This is a genomic window from Xanthomonas sp. fls2-241-TYG-148 (assembly GCF_030208815.1).
Lineage (GTDB): Bacteria > Pseudomonadota > Gammaproteobacteria > Xanthomonadales > Xanthomonadaceae > Xanthomonas > Xanthomonas campestris.
In genome coordinates, this window is record NZ_JARVTE010000003.1 from 1 (window position 1) to 16325 (window position 16325).

17 protein-coding genes and 1 pseudogene are annotated in these 16325 nt (G+C 65.1%); 6 read left to right on the plus strand and 12 right to left on the minus strand.

From position 1 onward, the window contains the following. From QRM60_RS05295 to QRM60_RS21470, 11 genes and pseudogenes are all read right to left on the minus strand, one after another. Positions 1-486: pseudogene (locus QRM60_RS05295) on the minus strand (IS5 family transposase); the annotation flags it as partial. A 642-nt stretch (positions 487-1128) separates the two neighbouring features. Then, positions 1129-1869, minus strand: coding sequence for a lipoprotein-releasing ABC transporter ATP-binding protein LolD (lolD, locus tag QRM60_RS05300; RefSeq protein WP_161962701.1), 741 nt, complete (start codon positions 1867-1869; stop codon positions 1129-1131). Then, positions 1862-3103 (minus strand): lipoprotein-releasing ABC transporter permease subunit, encoded by a 1242-nt coding sequence (locus QRM60_RS05305; RefSeq protein ID WP_014507840.1) that lies wholly within the window; start codon positions 3101-3103, stop codon positions 1862-1864. Before QRM60_RS05305 ends, lolD begins: the two co-directional genes overlap by 8 nt. Before the next feature lie 23 nt (positions 3104-3126). Next, positions 3127-3579 carry a hypothetical protein gene (locus QRM60_RS05310; protein WP_043921775.1) on the minus strand — a complete coding sequence of 151 codons (453 nt, stop codon included), beginning with the start codon at positions 3577-3579 and terminating at the stop codon, positions 3127-3129. Next, positions 3530-3778 carry a succinate dehydrogenase assembly factor 2 gene (locus tag QRM60_RS05315; RefSeq protein ID WP_014507842.1) on the minus strand — a complete coding sequence of 83 codons (249 nt, stop codon included), beginning with the start codon at positions 3776-3778 and terminating at the stop codon, positions 3530-3532. Before QRM60_RS05315 ends, QRM60_RS05310 begins: the two co-directional genes overlap by 50 nt. A 109-nt stretch (positions 3779-3887) precedes the next feature. Continuing rightward, complete coding sequence (locus tag QRM60_RS05320; RefSeq protein WP_011037280.1) at positions 3888-4670, minus strand: succinate dehydrogenase iron-sulfur subunit; 783 nt, start codon at positions 4668-4670, stop codon at positions 3888-3890. Between the two features lie 16 nt (positions 4671-4686). Next, positions 4687-4896: a hypothetical protein gene (locus QRM60_RS05325; RefSeq protein ID WP_285445759.1), complete on the minus strand. Its 210-nt coding sequence runs from the start codon at positions 4894-4896 to the stop codon at positions 4687-4689. Between the two features lie 6 nt (positions 4897-4902). Next, positions 4903-6693 carry a succinate dehydrogenase flavoprotein subunit gene (gene sdhA / locus QRM60_RS05330; protein ID WP_012438231.1) on the minus strand — a complete coding sequence of 597 codons (1791 nt, stop codon included), beginning with the start codon at positions 6691-6693 and terminating at the stop codon, positions 4903-4905. 30 nt (positions 6694-6723) lie between these two features. Further along, positions 6724-7110 carry a succinate dehydrogenase, hydrophobic membrane anchor protein gene (gene sdhD / locus QRM60_RS05335; RefSeq protein WP_014507844.1) on the minus strand — a complete coding sequence of 129 codons (387 nt, stop codon included), beginning with the start codon at positions 7108-7110 and terminating at the stop codon, positions 6724-6726. After that, positions 7107-7502, minus strand: a complete 396-nt coding sequence (gene sdhC / locus QRM60_RS05340) for a succinate dehydrogenase, cytochrome b556 subunit (protein WP_011037283.1) — start codon at positions 7500-7502, stop codon at positions 7107-7109. The genes sdhD and sdhC overlap by 4 nt, the downstream gene beginning before the upstream one ends. Positions 7503-7558: 56 nt before the next feature. Further along, entirely contained in the window at positions 7559-7867 is a 309-nt protein-coding gene (locus QRM60_RS21470; protein WP_308507412.1) for a DUF1674 domain-containing protein, read from the minus strand. On the opposite strand from QRM60_RS21470, the gene QRM60_RS05350 reads away from it, so the two are divergent. Then, on the plus strand, positions 7769-8641 hold the full coding sequence (locus QRM60_RS05350; RefSeq protein ID WP_115556134.1) for a folate-binding protein YgfZ: 873 nt from the start codon (positions 7769-7771) through the stop codon (positions 8639-8641). The two genes, QRM60_RS21470 and QRM60_RS05350, sit on opposite strands and share 99 nt — an antisense overlap. Before the next feature lie 153 nt (positions 8642-8794). Here QRM60_RS05350 and ugpC read toward each other — a convergent pair whose 3' ends face one another. Continuing rightward, positions 8795-9889, minus strand: coding sequence for a sn-glycerol-3-phosphate ABC transporter ATP-binding protein UgpC (gene ugpC / locus QRM60_RS05355; protein WP_115556135.1), 1095 nt, complete (start codon positions 9887-9889; stop codon positions 8795-8797). A gap of 420 nt (positions 9890-10309) precedes the next feature. Between ugpC and zwf the strand changes: the two genes are divergently transcribed. The 5 genes from zwf to QRM60_RS05380 all read left to right on the plus strand — a co-directional run bounded on the left by zwf (position 10310) and on the right by QRM60_RS05380 (position 16234). Further along, complete coding sequence (zwf, locus tag QRM60_RS05360) at positions 10310-11740, plus strand: glucose-6-phosphate dehydrogenase (protein ID WP_285445760.1); 1431 nt, start codon at positions 10310-10312, stop codon at positions 11738-11740. Further along, positions 11737-12744: a glucokinase gene (glk, locus tag QRM60_RS05365; RefSeq protein ID WP_012438227.1), complete on the plus strand. Its 1008-nt coding sequence runs from the start codon at positions 11737-11739 to the stop codon at positions 12742-12744. The genes zwf and glk overlap by 4 nt, the downstream gene beginning before the upstream one ends. Then, positions 12741-13460, plus strand: a complete 720-nt coding sequence (gene pgl / locus QRM60_RS05370; protein ID WP_011037289.1) for a 6-phosphogluconolactonase — start codon at positions 12741-12743, stop codon at positions 13458-13460. Before glk ends, pgl begins: the two co-directional genes overlap by 4 nt. A gap of 145 nt (positions 13461-13605) precedes the next feature. Continuing rightward, positions 13606-15522, plus strand: a complete 1917-nt coding sequence (gene edd / locus QRM60_RS05375; RefSeq protein ID WP_285445761.1) for a phosphogluconate dehydratase — start codon at positions 13606-13608, stop codon at positions 15520-15522. Positions 15523-15574: 52 nt separating this feature from the next. Beyond that, positions 15575-16234 (plus strand): bifunctional 4-hydroxy-2-oxoglutarate aldolase/2-dehydro-3-deoxy-phosphogluconate aldolase, encoded by a 660-nt coding sequence (locus QRM60_RS05380; RefSeq protein WP_016902600.1) that lies wholly within the window; start codon positions 15575-15577, stop codon positions 16232-16234. Positions 16235-16325: the final 91 nt, after the last annotated feature.

The window sequence follows — 16325 nt, forward strand, 5'->3', positions numbered from 1 at the left end:
CCTTTGCGGTCGGTCACCTCCGCCGTCGTCACCGCGATTGCGTGGGGCAATCCCTCAGTATCAACAGCGATATGCCGCTTGATGCCCGACACCTTCTTGCCCGCGTCATATCCCTTTTGCGCCGCTGTGTCCGTGTTCTTTACGCTCTGCGCGTCCACAATCAAGAACCTGGTGCAAGCGTTGCGCTCCTGTCTGGCGCGGGCCACGCCAACCTGATTTTTTAAGTGCCTGCTCCAGCAGGCTCACTCCCTCATCGTTGCACTCGCTCCACTTGGCAAAGTACGAGTGCACGGTCCGCCACTTCGGAAAGTCGCTGGGGAGCGCTCGCCATTGGCAACCGGTTCGCAGCACGTACAACACTGCGCACCACACCTCATACACATCCACACGGCGTGGCTTGGTGCGCTTACGCGCTTGTTCCAGGATCGGCAGCACGTGTTCGAACTGCTCCCGGCTCATGTCACTCGGATAGGTCTTTTGGCGCATCCGCATAGTCTGCACTGATCAGAAAAGATCGTGAACAGGTTCTTAGAGGCCAGGACGCATTGGAAGGCTGGACGTCCGGTTACACGCTTGTGGCCGGACGTGCTTGGCGACGAGAGCGTCGCACTTGCTCGGCAATTGGTGGTTGGTGCTGAGTGCTTGGCGCTGGGTTTGGGGTTTTGGGTGGCTAAGTGCTAAGTGTTCCAGCAGCGTAATCCGCACAACGGCTGCCGAATTACAGTGCAATCAGGGAGCTCACGGTGAGCAAAAGACATCAACAACCGCACAGCCCATTCCCATCCTGGCGGCAATGATGCTTACCTCAATCGTGTTGTCGTGGGTAGTCCAGCAACACAGGCGCATCGTTCGATGCGCTCAAAGTTCGCCCCTCAAACGGAAAGCGGAGCGGCGCGCGCAGTACGCAGATGCCGTGATCGCTCGGATCTCGTACGGATCTCGTAGGAGCGCGCTTGCGCGCGATGAGGCGTTATCGAACAATCGTCATCGCGCGCAAGCGCCTCCTACGGTGGCGACGAGCCACGTCCTTTCTAGCAATGACTGCAAGAATGCCTGCGCCCCATCTTGCCAGCCTGCTTACCACCACAGTGTTCGGCACCCTCTTTGCACCGAACACGGCAAGAGGCCTCACACCGCTGAAGGCGCCAGTTCACGCAACTTGCCCTGGTGCAATTCAAGAACGCGGTCCAGACGTCGCGCCAGACTGCGATCGTGCGTCACCAGCACCAGACTCGTGCGCTGGGCGCGGTTGAGTTCCAGCATCAGCTCGAACACGGTGCCGGCCGTCTTGTCGTCGAGATTGCCGGTGGGCTCATCGCCCAGAACACAACCCGGTTTGTTCACCAACGCCCGCGCCACCGCACAGCGCTGACGCTCGCCACCCGACAATTCGCTGGGCTTGTGCTCCACCCGGTGCCCCAGGCCGACCGATTCCAGCAACTGCAGTGCCTGCCCGCGCGCGATCGCCACGTCCTGCCCGGACAACAGCACCGGCATCATGACGTTTTCCAGCGCAGTGAATTCCGGCAACAGATGATGGAACTGATACACGAAACCGAGCGAGCGGTTACGCAGCTTGCCGCGCTCGCCATCGGACAGCGCAGACATGCGCCGGCCCGCGACATACACCTCGCCGGAGGTCGGGATGTCGAGCCCACCGAGCAAGTGCAACAAGGTGCTCTTGCCTGCACCCGAAGCGCCGACGATCGCCACGGTTTCGCCAGTCGCCACCGACAGATCCAGGCCATCGAACACCGGCGTACGCATCTTGCCTTCGGCGTAGGTCTTGCCCAGCCGTTCGGCGCGAATCACCGCCGCGCTCTTGTCTGCCTGCGTTTTTCCAAGCACCGACTCTGGAACATTACTCATAACGCAGCGCCTCCGCGGGCTGGGTGCGCGAGGCGCGCCATGCCGGATACAAGGTGGCCAAGAAGCTCATGACCAGAGCGACCACGGTGATCACCACTACATCCTGCGTCTGCATGTCGGTCGGCAAGCCGGTGATGTAATACACGTCTTCGGGCAGCAATTTGACGCTGAACACCGCTTCGATCGCACCCAGGATGCGCTCCAGGTTGAGCGTCAGCACGATGCCGCCGATCACCCCCATGATCGTACCCATGAAGCCGATCAACGAACCCTGCACCATGAACACCTGCATCACCCCGCCAGGCGAGAGCCCGAGCGTGCGCAGGATCGCGATATCGGCCTGCTTGTCGGTCACCAGCATCACCTGCGAAGACACCAGGTTGAAGGCGCCCATCGCCACAATCAGCGACAGCAGGATGCCCATCACCGTCTTTTCCATCTTCAACGAGTGATAGAGGTTGGCGTTCTCCTGGGTCCAGTCGCTCACGCGATATGGCCCACGTAATTTCAAGGCCAGATCGCGTGCCACCGTAAACGCCTGATCCATGTCGTGCAGGCGTAGACGCACGCCGGTGACGCCATCCATGCGCAACACGCGTGCCAGATCCTCCATGTTCACCACGGCCAGGCCACGATCGATCTCGTTGTAGCCGGCCTCGAAGATGCCGCTAACGGTGAAGCGCTTGAGCCGCGGCATCGCGCCCAACGGGGTGGCCTGGGTATCGCTGAGCAGCACCACGATGCTGTCGCCGACATCCACACCCAGCCACAGCGCCAGCTCCTTGCCGATGACGATGTTGTAGGAGCCCGGCGTCAGGCTGTCGACCGAGCCTTGCTGCATCTTCTTGGCCAGCACCGAGACCTTGGCTTCTTCGGACGGAATCACACCGCGCACGATTGCCGGTTGCTTGCGCGGGCCCTGCAGCAGCGATTCGGTTTCGATATAGGGCGCGGCACCGGCAATGCGCGGGTCCGCGCTGGCCACTTCGACCGCGTGTCGCCAATCCTGCATCGGCGCGCCTTCGGCGCTGACCGTGGCATGGGCGGCCATCTGCAGCAGGCGGTCGCGGATTTCCTTCTGGAAACCGCTCATCACCGCCAACGTGGTGATGAGCACCGTCACGCCCAGGGCAATGCCGAGGATCGACGCCATCGAAATAAACGAGATGAAGCCATTGCGTCGCTTGGCGCGGAGATAGCGCAAGCCGATGGCAACCGGGATAGGTTTGAACATGCGGTTCAACCAGGAAAGGGACGCTATGGTGCCACTAGCGACCGCCGGGACGAAATGGCACGGGCCTGAGCGGCCAGACGCAGTTCACGTCGCTGCGCGGCTGGCAGCGTGTCCGGCCAGAAATGCAGCCGCACGCGGCGGCCTCCCGGATGCGCCCACGACACCACCGCCATCGGCCCGCGCCACGTTACCTGCAGCGCATCCACGCGTTCTCCATCCACGCTGGCGGCCGCATCCGTCCACGGCACAACGAGTTGCCGCACTGGCGAGCGCAACAGCAACCAGATCGTACGTGCGCCGATCACACCGCCATACGCAGACAAGCCCACGGCCAGCCAGACCGGCACGCCAGACCGCCAAATGGCCCACAGTGCGGCAACGGTGATCAGGCTCAACGCGCAGGCGAGCCCGCGCGAGGGGCGCCAGTCAAGCCGGCATGGCGCGGATATCGGCGATGAGGGCGGCGTTGTCGGCATCGGGGCAAGCCTCGTATCCCATGAACCAGCGCCACAACTTATCGTCTTCGCAATCCAGCAGCTGTAGGAAAACTGCGCGCTCGGCCGCAGGAGCCTGCGCCCATCGGCGGTCCAGATACCGGCCGAACAATTGGTCCAGCTCGCGCATGCCACGCCGGCAACGCCAGCGCAGTTTTTTCAGCAGTGTGTCTTCATCCATCTCTTTCTCCACCCCGCCTTGTAGCGGGCCGAAAACGACAGCGGCACCAGACCTGAGGGCCGGTGCCGCTGTGGCGACGTCCTGCCTGAGCAGGACATCAGCGCCAGGATCAGGCGCGGCGCGCCATCATCAACTTCTTGATCTCGGCAATGGCCAGCGCCGGGTTCAGGCCCTTCGGGCAGGTGCGGGCGCAATTCATGATGGTGTGGCAGCGATACAGCTTGAACGGGTCTTCGAGATCGTCCAGGCGTGCACCGGTGTCTTCATCGCGCGAGTCGATGATCCAACGGTAGGCCTGCAGCAGGATCGCCGGGCCCAGGTAACGCTCGCCATTCCACCAATAGCTCGGGCAGCTGGTGGAGCAGCACGCGCACAGGATGCACTCGTACAGGCCGTCGAGCTTCTTGCGGTCTTCCGGCGACTGCAGACGCTCGCGGTCCGGCGGCGGCGGGGTCTGGGTACGGATCCACGGCTTGATCGAGGCGTACTGCGCGTAGAAATGCGTCAGGTCCGGCACCAGATCCTTGATCACGCTCATGTGCGGCAGCGGATAGATCGGCACCTCGGCCTTGCCACACGCGGCGATCGCCTTGGTGCAGGCCAGCGTATTGGTGCCATCGATATTCATCGCGCACGAACCGCAGATGCCTTCGCGGCAGGAACGGCGGAAGGTCAGGGTCGGGTCGATCTCGTTCTTGATCTTGATCAGCGCGTCCAGGACCATCGGCCCGCACTTGTCCAGATCGATTTCGTAGCTGTCGGTGCGCGGATTGGCGTCGCCATCCGGATCCCAGCGGTAGACCTTGAAGGTGCGCTTGTTCTTGGCGCCTTGTGCAGGGTAGTGCTTGCCCTTGCCGATCTTTGAATTCTTGGGGAGGGTGAACTCTGCCATAGCTGCTCTCGTTGGCTCAGGCGATGCGCGGTGCGATGGGAGACCGCAGCGTGCGCTTGAAATTGAAGACGATGGATGCCACCACCGATGCGGGAGTGCAGCGGCCGGCGAACTGCCGGCGCTGCGCGTGCGTCATGCCGCGTTCGCACTGTGGCGCCACGCTGCCGCCCTGCCCTTCAGGGCCGGCCGGCAAGCGCGATGCAGGAGCGAAATGCGGCATCTGCATCGGCACTCAGTAGACGCGCGGCTTCGGCGGAACCACATCCACTTCCTTGCTCAGCGTGTACATGTGGACCGGGCGGTATTCGAAGTCGCACTGGCCCTTGTCGTCCACGGTGACCAGCGTGTGCTTCTGCCAGTTGACGTCGTCGCGGTCCGGGAAATCCTCGTGCGCGTGCGCGCCACGGCTTTCCTTGCGCTGCTCGGCCGAGTTGATCGTCGCCACCGCATTGAGCAGCAGGTTGTTCAACTCGTAGGTCTCGATCAGGTCCGAATTCCAGACCAGCGAACGGTCCGAAACCTTGACGTCCTCGAAGGTGGCGAAGATCTCGGCCATCTTGTCGACGCCTTCCTTCAGCGTCTTGCTGGTCCGGAACACCGCCGCATCCGACTGCATGGTGCGCTGCATGTTGTCGCGGATCACCGAGGTCGGCGTGGAGCCATTGGCGTGACGCAACTTGTCCAGCAGGCCCAGCGCCTTGTCGCAGGCATCGGACGGCAGCGGCTTGTGCGGCTGGTTGGTCTTGACCGTCTCCGCGCACCGGTTGGCCACCGCACGCCCGAACACCACCAGATCCAGCAGCGAGTTGGAGCCCAGCCGGTTGGCGCCGTGCACCGACACACAGGCCGCCTCGCCGATCGCATACAAACCGGGCACCACCGCATCCGGGTTGTCGCCCTGCTTGCGCACGACTTCACCGTGGTAGTTGGTCGGGATGCCGCCCATGTTGTAGTGCACCGTCGGCAGCACCGGGATCGGCTGCTTGGCCACGTCCACGCCGGCGAAGATGTGCGCGCTCTCGGCGATGCCGGGGAGCTTGTCGTTGATCACTTCCGGGCCGAGGTGGGTCAGGTCGAGCAGGATGTGGTCCTTGTGCTCGCCAACGCCACGGCCTTCGCGGATCTCGATGGTCATCGAACGCGACACCACGTCGCGCGAGGCCAAGTCCTTGTAGTGCGGTGCATAGCGCTCCATGAAGCGCTCGCCGTTGCTGTTGCGCAAGATGCCGCCTTCGCCACGCACGCCTTCGGTGATCAGGCAGCCCGCCCCGTAGATACCGGTGGGATGGAATTGCACGAACTCCATGTCCTGCATCGGCAGGCCAGCACGCATCACCAGGCCGCCGCCGTCACCGGTACAGGTGTGGGCAGAGGTGGCGCTGAAGTAGGCACGGCCGTAGCCGCCGGTGGCCAGCACCACGCCGTGGGCGCGGAACAGGTGCAGCGAACCTTCGGCCATGTCCAGCGCGAGCACGCCGCGGCACACACCTTCTTCGTCGAAAATCAGGTCGAGCGCGAAGTACTCGATCATGAAGCGTGCGTTGTGCGCCAGCGACTGCTGGTACAACGTATGCAGCATTGCGTGACCGGTGCGGTCGGCGGCGGCGCAGGTGCGCTGCGCAGACGGACCTTCGCCGTACTTGGTGGTCATGCCGCCGAACGGGCGCTGGTAGATCTTGCCCTCTTCGGTGCGCGAGAACGGCACGCCGTAGTGCTCGAGCTCGATGATGGCCGGGATCGCCTCACGGCACATGTACTCGATCGCGTCCTGGTCGCCCAGCCAATCGGAGCCTTTGATGGTGTCGTAGAAGTGATACCGCCAGTCGTCCTCACCCATATTGCCCAACGCGGCGGAAATACCACCCTGCGCGGCCACGGTGTGCGAACGGGTCGGGAAGACCTTGGTCAGGCAGACCGTCTGCAGGCCCTTCTGGGCCAGGCCGAAGGTCGCGCGCAAGCCGGCGCCGCCGGCGCCCACCACGACCATGTCGTACTTGTGTTCTGTAATCTTGTAAGCGGACATCGAATTATGGATTCCTGTTGGGTCGCTGGCTCAGGCGATGCCTAGCGCGATGCGCGCCACGGCAAACACGCTGACGATGGCACCGAGAACGGCGACAAAGCGCACGAGGGTCTGCGCCGCGAGGGCGAGCAGCGAGTTGTGCACGTAATCCTCCAGCACCACCTGCATGCCGAGCTGCGCATGCCAGAACGAGGCAATGAGGAAGCCCACCAGCAGGATCGCGTTCCACGGCTTGGCAACCGCGGCGCTCGCCGCTGCGTGGTCGGCACCGATCAGGCTCAATACGAAGATCAGGAACCAGATCGACAGCGGCACCAACGCAGTGGCGGTCAAACGCTGCACCACGAAATGCTCGGTGCCGGTCTTGGCGGCGCCCAGGCCGCGCACGTTTTTCAACGGGGTTCTATAGCGGCTCATACGGCACCTCCGGACAGCAGCACGTACGCCCAGATGGCGGCGGTCAGCACGAAGCTCAAAATCACCGACAACCAGCCGATGCTGACGAACGAGCGCACCGCATAGCCCTGGCCGAAGTCCTGCAGGATGTGGCGCAGACCACCAAACAGGTGGAAGGCAAAGCACCAGGTCCAGCCGAACAGGAACACCTGTCCATACCAGGCTGCCGCCATGTCGCGGAAGCAATTCCAGTGGTCGGGGCCAAGCATGAGGGTCAGCAAGGCGGCGGCAATCACCAGGGCGCCGATGGACAGAACAATGCCGGTGGCTCGATTCAGGATCGAGGTCACCATCTGTATCTGCCAGCGATACACCTGAAGATGCGGGGAAAGTGGACGTTCGCGGGTCGCCATTCGCTGGGCTCGTTTTCTCGGCTGGGCGGCACTAGGCCGCTGTGGCTAAAAGCTGCTCAAAAATCGATGCAGCGTCCATTTTTTTCCCAGTCGCCGTAGCGCGTTGGCTCAGGGCCGTCGCGCCCACCAATCTCCTTGGGCAGGGGTTTCTTCTCGGGAATGTGCTCCTGAGGAGAAGGCTGCGTCTCGGAATCCTGCGCTGGGGTGGGGGTTGGATGGCCTATCATAGTGGTCTCACAACATTGCGATTTTAGTCCTCCCCTTCCATGGCTGACAACCTGAATCTTATTCCACAGGGTTTTGGCTCCCTGCACGACATGCAATACGTCCGCTTGAGCGGTTCGGATGCAGTGGCGTTCGCGCATGCCCAATTTGCCAATGACGTGCAAGCGCTGGCGATTGGGCAGTGGCAATGGAATGCGTGGCTGACAGCGAAGGGGCGCGTGATTGCCATCTTCGCACTCTTGCGTGATGAGGATGCGCAATTGCTGATGCTGTTGCCCGATGGCAACGCGGCCGAGATCGCCGCGCAGCTCGGCCGTTTCGTGTTCCGGCGCAAGCTGCGCCTCACCGCCATTGCGCTGGCCGCACAAGGTGCGTTCGCCACACCCGCACGCGCGCAGGCGGCACATGCCGACGTGGGTGTGGATGCGATCGAACTGGACATGGGCAGCCCTGCCTTGCCGCGCACGCTGGTGTTGCGCGCGCCGGACACATTGGCAGCGCCTATCGATCTACCGAACATGGATGCCGCATGGCGTCGCGCAGACCTACAGCTAGGGCTGGTGCGGTTGCCTGATGCGCAGCGCGAACAGTGGACGCCGCAACAGCTGGCGTTGGACCAGCTGCATGCGTTCAGCGTCAAAAAGGGCTGTTACCCGGGCCAGGAAATCGTGGCGCGCACGCATTTTCTGGGCAAGGCCAAACGCGCAGTGCATTTGCTTGAAACCGACGCTGCGGTTGCGCCGGGCGATGCGGTGCGCCTGGACGGCGCTGAGGTGGGCAGTGTGGTCAGTTGCGCCGAGAACGTGGCGCTAGCGGTGCTGCCGCTGGAGCTGGCAATTGGGGCAGGCATGACGCTGAGCGCCGGCACCTCCCCTGCCCGACCGCTGCAGATCCTGCCCGGGCTGGCCCGCTAAGGGCAGCGATTCTGCTCCACAGGCTGGTGCGACATTTCGCCGCAGCCACTGCCATGCCCGCGGCGGACTGCCGTTCGCGGGGCATCAAGCGAGTCAACGCATGCGCAGCGTCTGCCGACCTCTGCACGAGGCCGGCAGCTCCCTCACGCAGTATCAGGAGGCCGAGGTCGTCAGGCGTTCGCCGCTGACCGGGTCGAAGAAATGCAGTGCCTCGCTGCGCAAGGCCAGACGCAGCGACTCGCCCGCCGCCGGCAACACCTGCGGGGTGACGCGGATCACCAGCGGCTGCCCGCTGCGGTCGAGATTGAGGAAAATCTCATTGCCCACCGGCTCGATGACATCGATGCGTGCATCGAATCCCAACTGCGCGTCGGCTGACGGCTGCAGATGCTCGGGGCGCACGCCCACCACGACCTCCTGGCCCAGCCAGCGCTGATCGATCTGCGCGGCGCCCAGCGGCACGCGCCAGCCATCGGCCATCACCAGATGCAGGCCGTCCTGCGCATCCAGCCGCCCCTGCAGCACGTTCATGGCCGGGCTGCCGAGGAAGCCGGCCACGAACAGGTTGGCGGGGCGGTCGTACAGCGCCATCGGGCTGTCGATCTGCTGGATCACACCATCCTTGAGCACCACGATGCGCTGGCCCAGGGTCATCGCTTCGACTTGGTCGTGGGTGACGTAGATCATGGTGGTGCCGAGCTTGCGATGTAGCTGCGCGATCTCGGTGCGCACGCTGTGGCGCAGCTTTGCATCCAGGTTCGACAACGGCTCATCGAGCAGAAACACCGCCGACTCGCGCACCATGGCGCGCCCCAGCGCCACGCGCTGGCGCTGGCCGCCGGACATCGCCTTGGGCAGCTTGTCGAGCATGGGCGTCAAGCCCAGCAACTCGGCCGCATTGTTCACCCGCTCGGCAATCACCTGCTTGGGGTGGCCGCGCAGCTTGAGCCCGAACGCCAGGTTTTCGGCCACGGTCATGTGCGGGTACAACGCGTAGCTCTGGAACACCATGGCGATGTCGCGATCCTTCGGCGCCACGTCGTTGACCACACGGTCGCCGATGCGCAGCGTGCCCGCACTGATGTCCTCCAGCCCAGCGATCATGCGCAGCAAGGTGGACTTGCCGCAGCCGGACGGCCCGACCAGTACCATCAGCTCGCCATCGGCGACTTCGAAGCTGGCCCCTTGCACGGCAACCTGCCCGTTCTCGTAGACCTTGCGGACACCTTCCAACTGCACTTTCGCCATCTTTCGGCCTCAACAGGAGTGGTGCGCCCCACCCTCGGCCCTCCCGATGGTAGTGACGCCATAGCGCTTGCAAGGAAATCTCCTGCAAACGAATGCATTGGTTTATTCTGACATGTAATCGTTTTCACATGGCAACATCGACCTCGGGAGGGACCATGCCGCCACTAACTCACGCCGTCCATCTGGACAGCGTTTCTACCTGCGCAAGGCCGATCATGCCGCCGCGCAGGTGCAGGTATACCGCTCCAGCGCTAACCGCTGACCGTCACTTGCTGCAACAATCGGGGATTGGGCGTCAGCGTCCATCCCCGCTGCGCGCACGCAAGTGTCGCCAGGAACAGACGTACCGACCGCCGGCATCTCCGGCGCCTTCCCGCCAAGCCGCTGATAACGATGTCTCCAGAATCTGAAACTCGGTCCATGCACAACACCCTGATCCTGTTCGGCGCCACCGGCGATCTCGCCCAGCGCTATCTCTTCCCATCCCTGCTGCGCCTGTTTGTCGACGGCCTGTTGCCGGAGGACTTCCGCATCCGTGCGCTGGCCCTGTCGCCGCACGACACCGACGCCTTCCGCGAGGTCCTGCGCCCGCGCCTGACCCAGGCGCTGCCGATTGCCACCGCCGCGCAGATCGATGCGCTGCTGCAGCGCGTCGACTACCGCTCGGTGGACCTGCGCAATGCCGAGTCGGTGGCCGAGGCCGTGCGCGAACTGGCCAGCCGCCAGTGCGTGAGCTATCTGGCGATTCCGCCGGGCCTTTACATCAGCACCTGCCAGGGCCTGGCCCTGGGCGGCGCGCTGGCTGCACCGCACCGGCTAATGCTGGAAAAACCGATCGGCCACGATTCGGACAGCGCCCGCGAGATCCTGCAGTCGATCGGCGCACTGATCGACGAAGACCGGGTGTTCCGTCTCGACCACTACCTGGGCAAGGCCGCGGTGCAGAACCTGGTGGCGCTGCGCTTCGGCAACACCTTGCTGGAAGCGGTGTGGAACCGGACCTACATCGAATCGGTGCAGATCCTGGTGGCCGAAAGCGAAGGCGTGGACGGCCGCGATGCCTACTACGCCCGCTCCGGCGCGCTGCGCGACATGGTGCAGAGCCATATCCTGCAGTTGCTGTGCCTGGTGGCCATGGAGCCGCCGGCCTCGCTGGAAGCTGACCGCATCCGCGACGAGAAGGTCAAGGTGCTGCGCGCCTTGCGCCCGATGACCGCCGAGCACGCCGCGCACGACAGCGTGCGTGGCCGCTACACCGCCGGCACCATCAACGGCGAGCCGGCGCAGGCCTACCACCCGCCGGAAGGCAGCGATGTGGAAACCTTCGTCGCCGTCACCGCGCACATCGACAACTGGCGCTGGGCCGGCGTGCCGTTCCACCTGTGCACGGGCAAGCGCCTGGCCGAGCGCTCCACGCGCATCGTGGTCACGCTCAAGCCGGTGACGCATTGGTTGTTCGAGCGCCCGGACCGCCAGAACGCGGTGCCCAACCGCCTGACCTTCCAGCTGCAGCCGCAGGAAAACATCGAGCTGGGCCTGATGAGCAGCCTGGCCGGCCCGGAATGGGGCGCGATCGAACTGCAGCCGCTGGAACTGGAGCTGTCCGTGCCCACCGGCCTGCACCGCCGCATCGCCTACGAGCGCCTGTTCGTGGATGCCTTCAACGGCAACCCGGCGCTGTTCGTGCGCGATGACGAGGTCAAGGCCGCCTGGGCCTGGATCGACAGCGTCAGCGATGCCTGGTCGGACGCACAGCTGCCGCTGCAGCCGTATCCGGCCGGTAGCTGGGGCCCCGAGACCGCCGCACCGTTCCTGCCCCCGGCCACCGACGCACAGGGAAACAACGCATGACCGCTCCTTCCAAGCCGGTGCTGGTTGCCGACATCGGTGGCACCAACGCGCGCTTTGCGCTGGCCGACATCGATGCCTCGGTACCGCTGCTGGACGACACCTGCCGTGAGTTCGCGGTGGTCGAGTTCGGCTCGCTGGGCGAGGCCGCGCGCTATTACCTGGACCAGATCGGCGTGCAGGCCACCAAGGGCGTGTTCGCGGTGGCCGGCCGCGTGGATGGCGACGAAGCCCGCATCACCAACCACCCGTGGGTGATCTCGCGCTCGCGTACCGCCACCATGCTGGGCTTCAGCACGCTGCACCTGATCAACGACTTCGCCGCGCAAGCCATGGCGATCAGCCTGCTGCGCCCACAGGACGTAGTACAGGTGGGCGGCGCCAGCTGGCGCCCGGCACCGATCGAGCAGCCGCGCAACTACGGCGTGATCGGCCCGGGCACCGGGCTGGGCGTGGGTGGCCTGATCATCCGCAACGGGCGCTGTTTTCCGCTGGAAACCGAAGGCGGCCATGTCAGCTTTCCGCCCGGCACGCCGGAAGAGATTCGCGTGCTGGAGATCCTGTCCGAGCAGTTCGGCCGCGTCTCCAACGAGCGCCTGATCTGCGGCCCGGGCCTGGTCAACATCCACCGCGCGCTGAGCGAGATTGCCGGCATCGACCCCGGCCCGCTGGAGCCCAAGGACATCACCGCACGTGCCGCCGCCGGCGACCCGCGTGCCTCGCGCACCATCGATCTGTTCTGCGCCATCTTCGGCGCGATCGCCGGTGACATGGTGCTGATGCAGGGTGCCTGGGACGGCGTCTTCCTCACTGGCGGGCTGGTGCCCAAGGTGCTGGATTCGCTGCAGCATTCCGGCTTCCGCCAGCGCTTCGAACACAAGGGCCGTTTCTCCGCGATCATGTCGCGAGTGCCCTCGCTGGCGGTGATGCATCCGCATGCCGGCCTGCTGGGTGCAGCGGCCTACGCGGTGGACGCCGAACGCGCATTGCCGGGAGAGCAGCGATGAGTTTGCAGGACAACGACCGCATCAGCCTGGTGCGCTACGACGACCTCGACGAATGGACCGAAGCGGTGGCCAGCGAAATGGCCGACCTGCTGGAACAGGAAATCTCGCGCCGCGGCCAGGCGCGCATGCTGTTGTCCGGCGGCACCACCCCGGCACCGGTGTACGAATCGCTGGCGCATCGCCCGCTGGATTGGTCGCGGGTCGAGGTGGGCCTGGTCGATGAGCGCTGGCTCTCGCCACAGGACCAGGACAGCAATGCCTGGCTGGTCAAGCAGAGCTTCCTGGACCATGCACCGGCGGCCACTTTCATCCCATTGGTGCGCCCGGGCAAGCAGCTGCCCGAGTGCGTGCATACCGCCAACTTGCAGGCCACGCATGCCGAACCGGCCTGCCTGGCGGTGATGGGCATGGGCGGCGACGGGCATACCGCCTCGCTGTTCCCCGGCTCGACCGATCTACCCAAGGCCCTGGCCAGCCCGCAGCCGTACGCGTCGCTGGACGCCACCGGCTGCCCCGGTGCCAACCAGTGGCCGCTGCGTATCACCTTGACCCCGGCCGGGTTGGCGCCAATTCCCACGCGCCTGCTGTTGCTGCGCGGCAAGCAGAAGCTCGATGTGCTGCAGGCGGCGCTGGCAGGCGAGGACATCAGCGAATACCCGATCCGGGTCGCGCTGCAGCAGCCTGGCCCGCGCCTGCGGGTGCATTGGTGCAGTTAGTGGATGTCGGGACCCCGGGTGGGTGGCTTGGTCATGCTGATGGCGTGCAAGCACTTGCCCACGTTGCGATACCGCGGCAGCCCGCATCGCCTGATGCCGGGCTGCCATCGAACACCTTCCCCCTGTTTCTCATAGCCGGTAGCCAATGAGCCTGCATCCGAACATCCAAGCTGTCACCGACCGTATCCGCAAGCGCAGCGCGCCCTCGCGCGCGGCGTATCTGGCCGGCCTCGATGCCGCCCTGCGCGAGGGCCCGTTCCGTAGCCGCCTGAGTTGCGGCAATCTCGCGCACGGTTTTGCGGCCTCCGAGCCGACCGACAAGTCGCGCCTGCGCGGCGCGGCCACGCCGAACCTGGGCATCATCACCGCCTACAACGACATGCTCTCGGCGCATCAGCCGTTCGAGCATTACCCGCAGATGATCCGCGACACCGCGCGTGCGCTCGGCGCCACCGCGCAGGTCGCCGGCGGCGTGCCGGCGATGTGCGACGGCGTCACCCAGGGCCGCGCCGGCATGGAGCTGTCGCTGTTTTCGCGCGACAACATCGCCCAGGCCGCGGCCATCGGTCTCAGCCACGACATGTTTGATACGGTGGTCTATCTGGGCGTGTGCGACAAGATCGTACCTGGCCTGTTGATCGGCGCCTTGGCCTTCGGCCACCTGCCGGCGCTGTTCATGCCGGCCGGCCCGATGAGCCCGGGCATTCCCAACAAGCAGAAGGCTGAGGTCCGCGAGCGCTATGCCGCGGGCGAGGCCACCCGTGCCGAGTTGCTGGAAGCCGAATCCGCCTCCTACCACTCGCCCGGCACCTGCACCTTTTACGGCACCGCCAACTCCAACCAAGTGCTGCTGGAAGCGATGGGCGTGCAACTGCCCGGCGCCTCGTTCGTCAATCCCGAACAGCCGTTGCGCGATGCACTGACCCGTGAGGGCACCGAGCGGGCGCTGGCGATTTCCGCGCTAGGCCAGGACTTCCGCCCGTTCGGCCGTTTGATCGACGAACGCGCCATCGTCAACGCGGTAGTCGCCCTGATGGCCACCGGCGGCTCCACCAACCACACCATCCACTGGATCGCTGTGGCGCGTGCGGCGGGCATCGTGCTGACCTGGAACGACATGGATCTGATCTCGCAGACCGTGCCGCTGCTGACCCGGGTCTACCCGAACGGCGAAGCCGACGTGAACCGCTTCCAGGCTGCTGGCGGCACGGCATTCGTGTTCCGCGAACTGATGGACGCCGGCTACATGCACGACGACCTGCCCACCGTGGTCGAAGGCGGCATGCGTGCCTATGCCAACGAGCCGCGTTTGCAGGACGGCAAGGTCATCTATGTGCCCGGCACGGCGACCACCGCCGATGACAGCGTGGCACGCCCGGTCAGCGATGCATTCGAATCGCAAGGTGGCCTGCGCCTGCTGCGCGGCAACCTGGGCCGCTCGCTGATCAAGCTGTCGGCGGTCAAACCCCAGCACCGCAAGATCGAAGCGCCTGCGGTGGTGATCGACACCCCGCAGGTGCTCAACAAGCTGCATGCGGCCGGTGTGTTGCCACACGACTTCGTGGTGGTGCTGCGTTACCAGGGCCCGCGTGCCAACGGTATGCCGGAGCTGCATTCGATGGCCCCGCTGCTCGGCCTGTTGCAGAACCAGGGCCGCCGCGTGGCGCTGGTCACCGACGGCCGTTTGTCCGGTGCCTCGGGCAAGTTCCCCGCAGCGATCCACATGACGCCGGAAGCGGCGCGTGGCGGCCCGATCGGGCGCGTCCGTGAAGGCGACATGGTGCGCCTGGACGGCGAAGCCGGCACGCTGGAAGTGCTGGTCTCGGCCGAAGAATGGGCATCGCGCGAGGTTGCACCCAACACCGCCGTGGCCGGCAACGACCTGGGCCGCAACCTGTTTGCGATCAACCGCCAGGTCGTCGGCCCGGCCGACCAGGGCGCGATTTCGATTTCCTGCGGCCCGACCCATCCGGACGGTGCGCTGTGGAGCTACGACGCCGAGTACGAACTGGGCGCCGATGCTGCCGCTGCCGCGGCGCCGCACGAGTCCAAGGACGCCTGATCCCCTTCCCTCTCTGCGACCGCCCAGGCGGTCGCCGTCCCCAGGAGTTGCAATGACGATTGCCCAGACCCAAAACACCGCTGAACAGCTGCTGCGCGACGCCGGCATCCTGCCGGTGGTGACCGTCGACACGCTGGACCAGGCGCGCCGCGTGGCCGACGCACTGCTCGAAGGCGGCCTGCCTGCCATCGAACTGACCCTGCGCACCCCGGTCGCGATCGAAGCGCTGGCGATGCTCAAGCGCGAACTGCCCAACATCGTGATCGGTGCCGGCACGGTGCTGAGCGAACTGCAGCTGCGCCAGTCGGTGGATGCCGGTGCAGACTTCCTGGTCACGCCCGGCACGCCGGCGCCGCTGGCACGCCTGCTGGCCGACGCGCCGATCCCGGCCGTGCCCGGCGCTGCCACTCCAACCGAACTGCTGACCCTGATGGGCTTGGGCTTCCGCGTGTGCAAGCTGTTCCCCGCCACTGCCGTGGGCGGCCTGCAGATGCTCAAGGGCCTGGCCGGCCCGCTGTCCGAGCTCAAGCTCTGCCCCACCGGCGGCATCAGCGAAGCCAATGCCGCCGAATTCCTGTCGCAGCCGAATGTGCTGTGCATCGGCGGCTCCTGGATGGTGCCCAAGGACTGGCTGGCGCAAGGTCAGTGGGACAAGGTCAAGGAAAGCTCGGCGAAGGCTGCGGCAATCGTGCGGCAGGTGCGTGCGGGCTGATTTTCTGGGCTGCATCCAGTGTGCTGGGAAAGCCGAGTGGCTCGGGAAAGCTGGTTGGCTGACGAAAGTTGATTGGCTGAGAAAAGCTGAT

What these genes read in the sequence shown, in the direction of transcription:
- lolD (WP_161962701.1), bottom strand. Translation starts at nt 1,869, where the DNA reads ATGAGTAATGTTCCAGAGTCGGTGCTTGGAAAAACGCAGGCAGACAAG.
- QRM60_RS05305 (WP_014507840.1), bottom strand. Translation starts at nt 3,103, where the DNA reads ATGTTCAAACCTATCCCGGTTGCCATCGGCTTGCGCTATCTCCGCGCC.
- QRM60_RS05310 (WP_043921775.1), bottom strand. Translation starts at nt 3,579, where the DNA reads ATGCCGACAACGCCGCCCTCATCGCCGATATCCGCGCCATGCCGGCTT.
- QRM60_RS05315 (WP_014507842.1), bottom strand. Translation starts at nt 3,778, where the DNA reads ATGGATGAAGACACACTGCTGAAAAAACTGCGCTGGCGTTGCCGGCGT.
- QRM60_RS05320 (WP_011037280.1), bottom strand. Translation starts at nt 4,670, where the DNA reads ATGGCAGAGTTCACCCTCCCCAAGAATTCAAAGATCGGCAAGGGCAAG.
- QRM60_RS05325 (WP_285445759.1), bottom strand. Translation starts at nt 4,896, where the DNA reads ATGCAGATGCCGCATTTCGCTCCTGCATCGCGCTTGCCGGCCGGCCCT.
- sdhA (WP_012438231.1), bottom strand. Translation starts at nt 6,693, where the DNA reads ATGTCCGCTTACAAGATTACAGAACACAAGTACGACATGGTCGTGGTG.
- sdhD (WP_014507844.1), bottom strand. Translation starts at nt 7,110, where the DNA reads ATGAGCCGCTATAGAACCCCGTTGAAAAACGTGCGCGGCCTGGGCGCC.
- sdhC (WP_011037283.1), bottom strand. Translation starts at nt 7,502, where the DNA reads ATGGCGACCCGCGAACGTCCACTTTCCCCGCATCTTCAGGTGTATCGC.
- QRM60_RS05350 (WP_115556134.1), top strand. Translation starts at nt 7,769, where the DNA reads ATGGCTGACAACCTGAATCTTATTCCACAGGGTTTTGGCTCCCTGCAC.
- QRM60_RS21470 (WP_308507412.1), bottom strand. Translation starts at nt 7,867, where the DNA reads ATGCGCGAACGCCACTGCATCCGAACCGCTCAAGCGGACGTATTGCAT.
- ugpC (WP_115556135.1), bottom strand. Translation starts at nt 9,889, where the DNA reads ATGGCGAAAGTGCAGTTGGAAGGTGTCCGCAAGGTCTACGAGAACGGG.
- zwf (WP_285445760.1), top strand. Translation starts at nt 10,310, where the DNA reads ATGCACAACACCCTGATCCTGTTCGGCGCCACCGGCGATCTCGCCCAG.
- glk (WP_012438227.1), top strand. Translation starts at nt 11,737, where the DNA reads ATGACCGCTCCTTCCAAGCCGGTGCTGGTTGCCGACATCGGTGGCACC.
- pgl (WP_011037289.1), top strand. Translation starts at nt 12,741, where the DNA reads ATGAGTTTGCAGGACAACGACCGCATCAGCCTGGTGCGCTACGACGAC.
- edd (WP_285445761.1), top strand. Translation starts at nt 13,606, where the DNA reads ATGAGCCTGCATCCGAACATCCAAGCTGTCACCGACCGTATCCGCAAG.
- QRM60_RS05380 (WP_016902600.1), top strand. Translation starts at nt 15,575, where the DNA reads ATGACGATTGCCCAGACCCAAAACACCGCTGAACAGCTGCTGCGCGAC.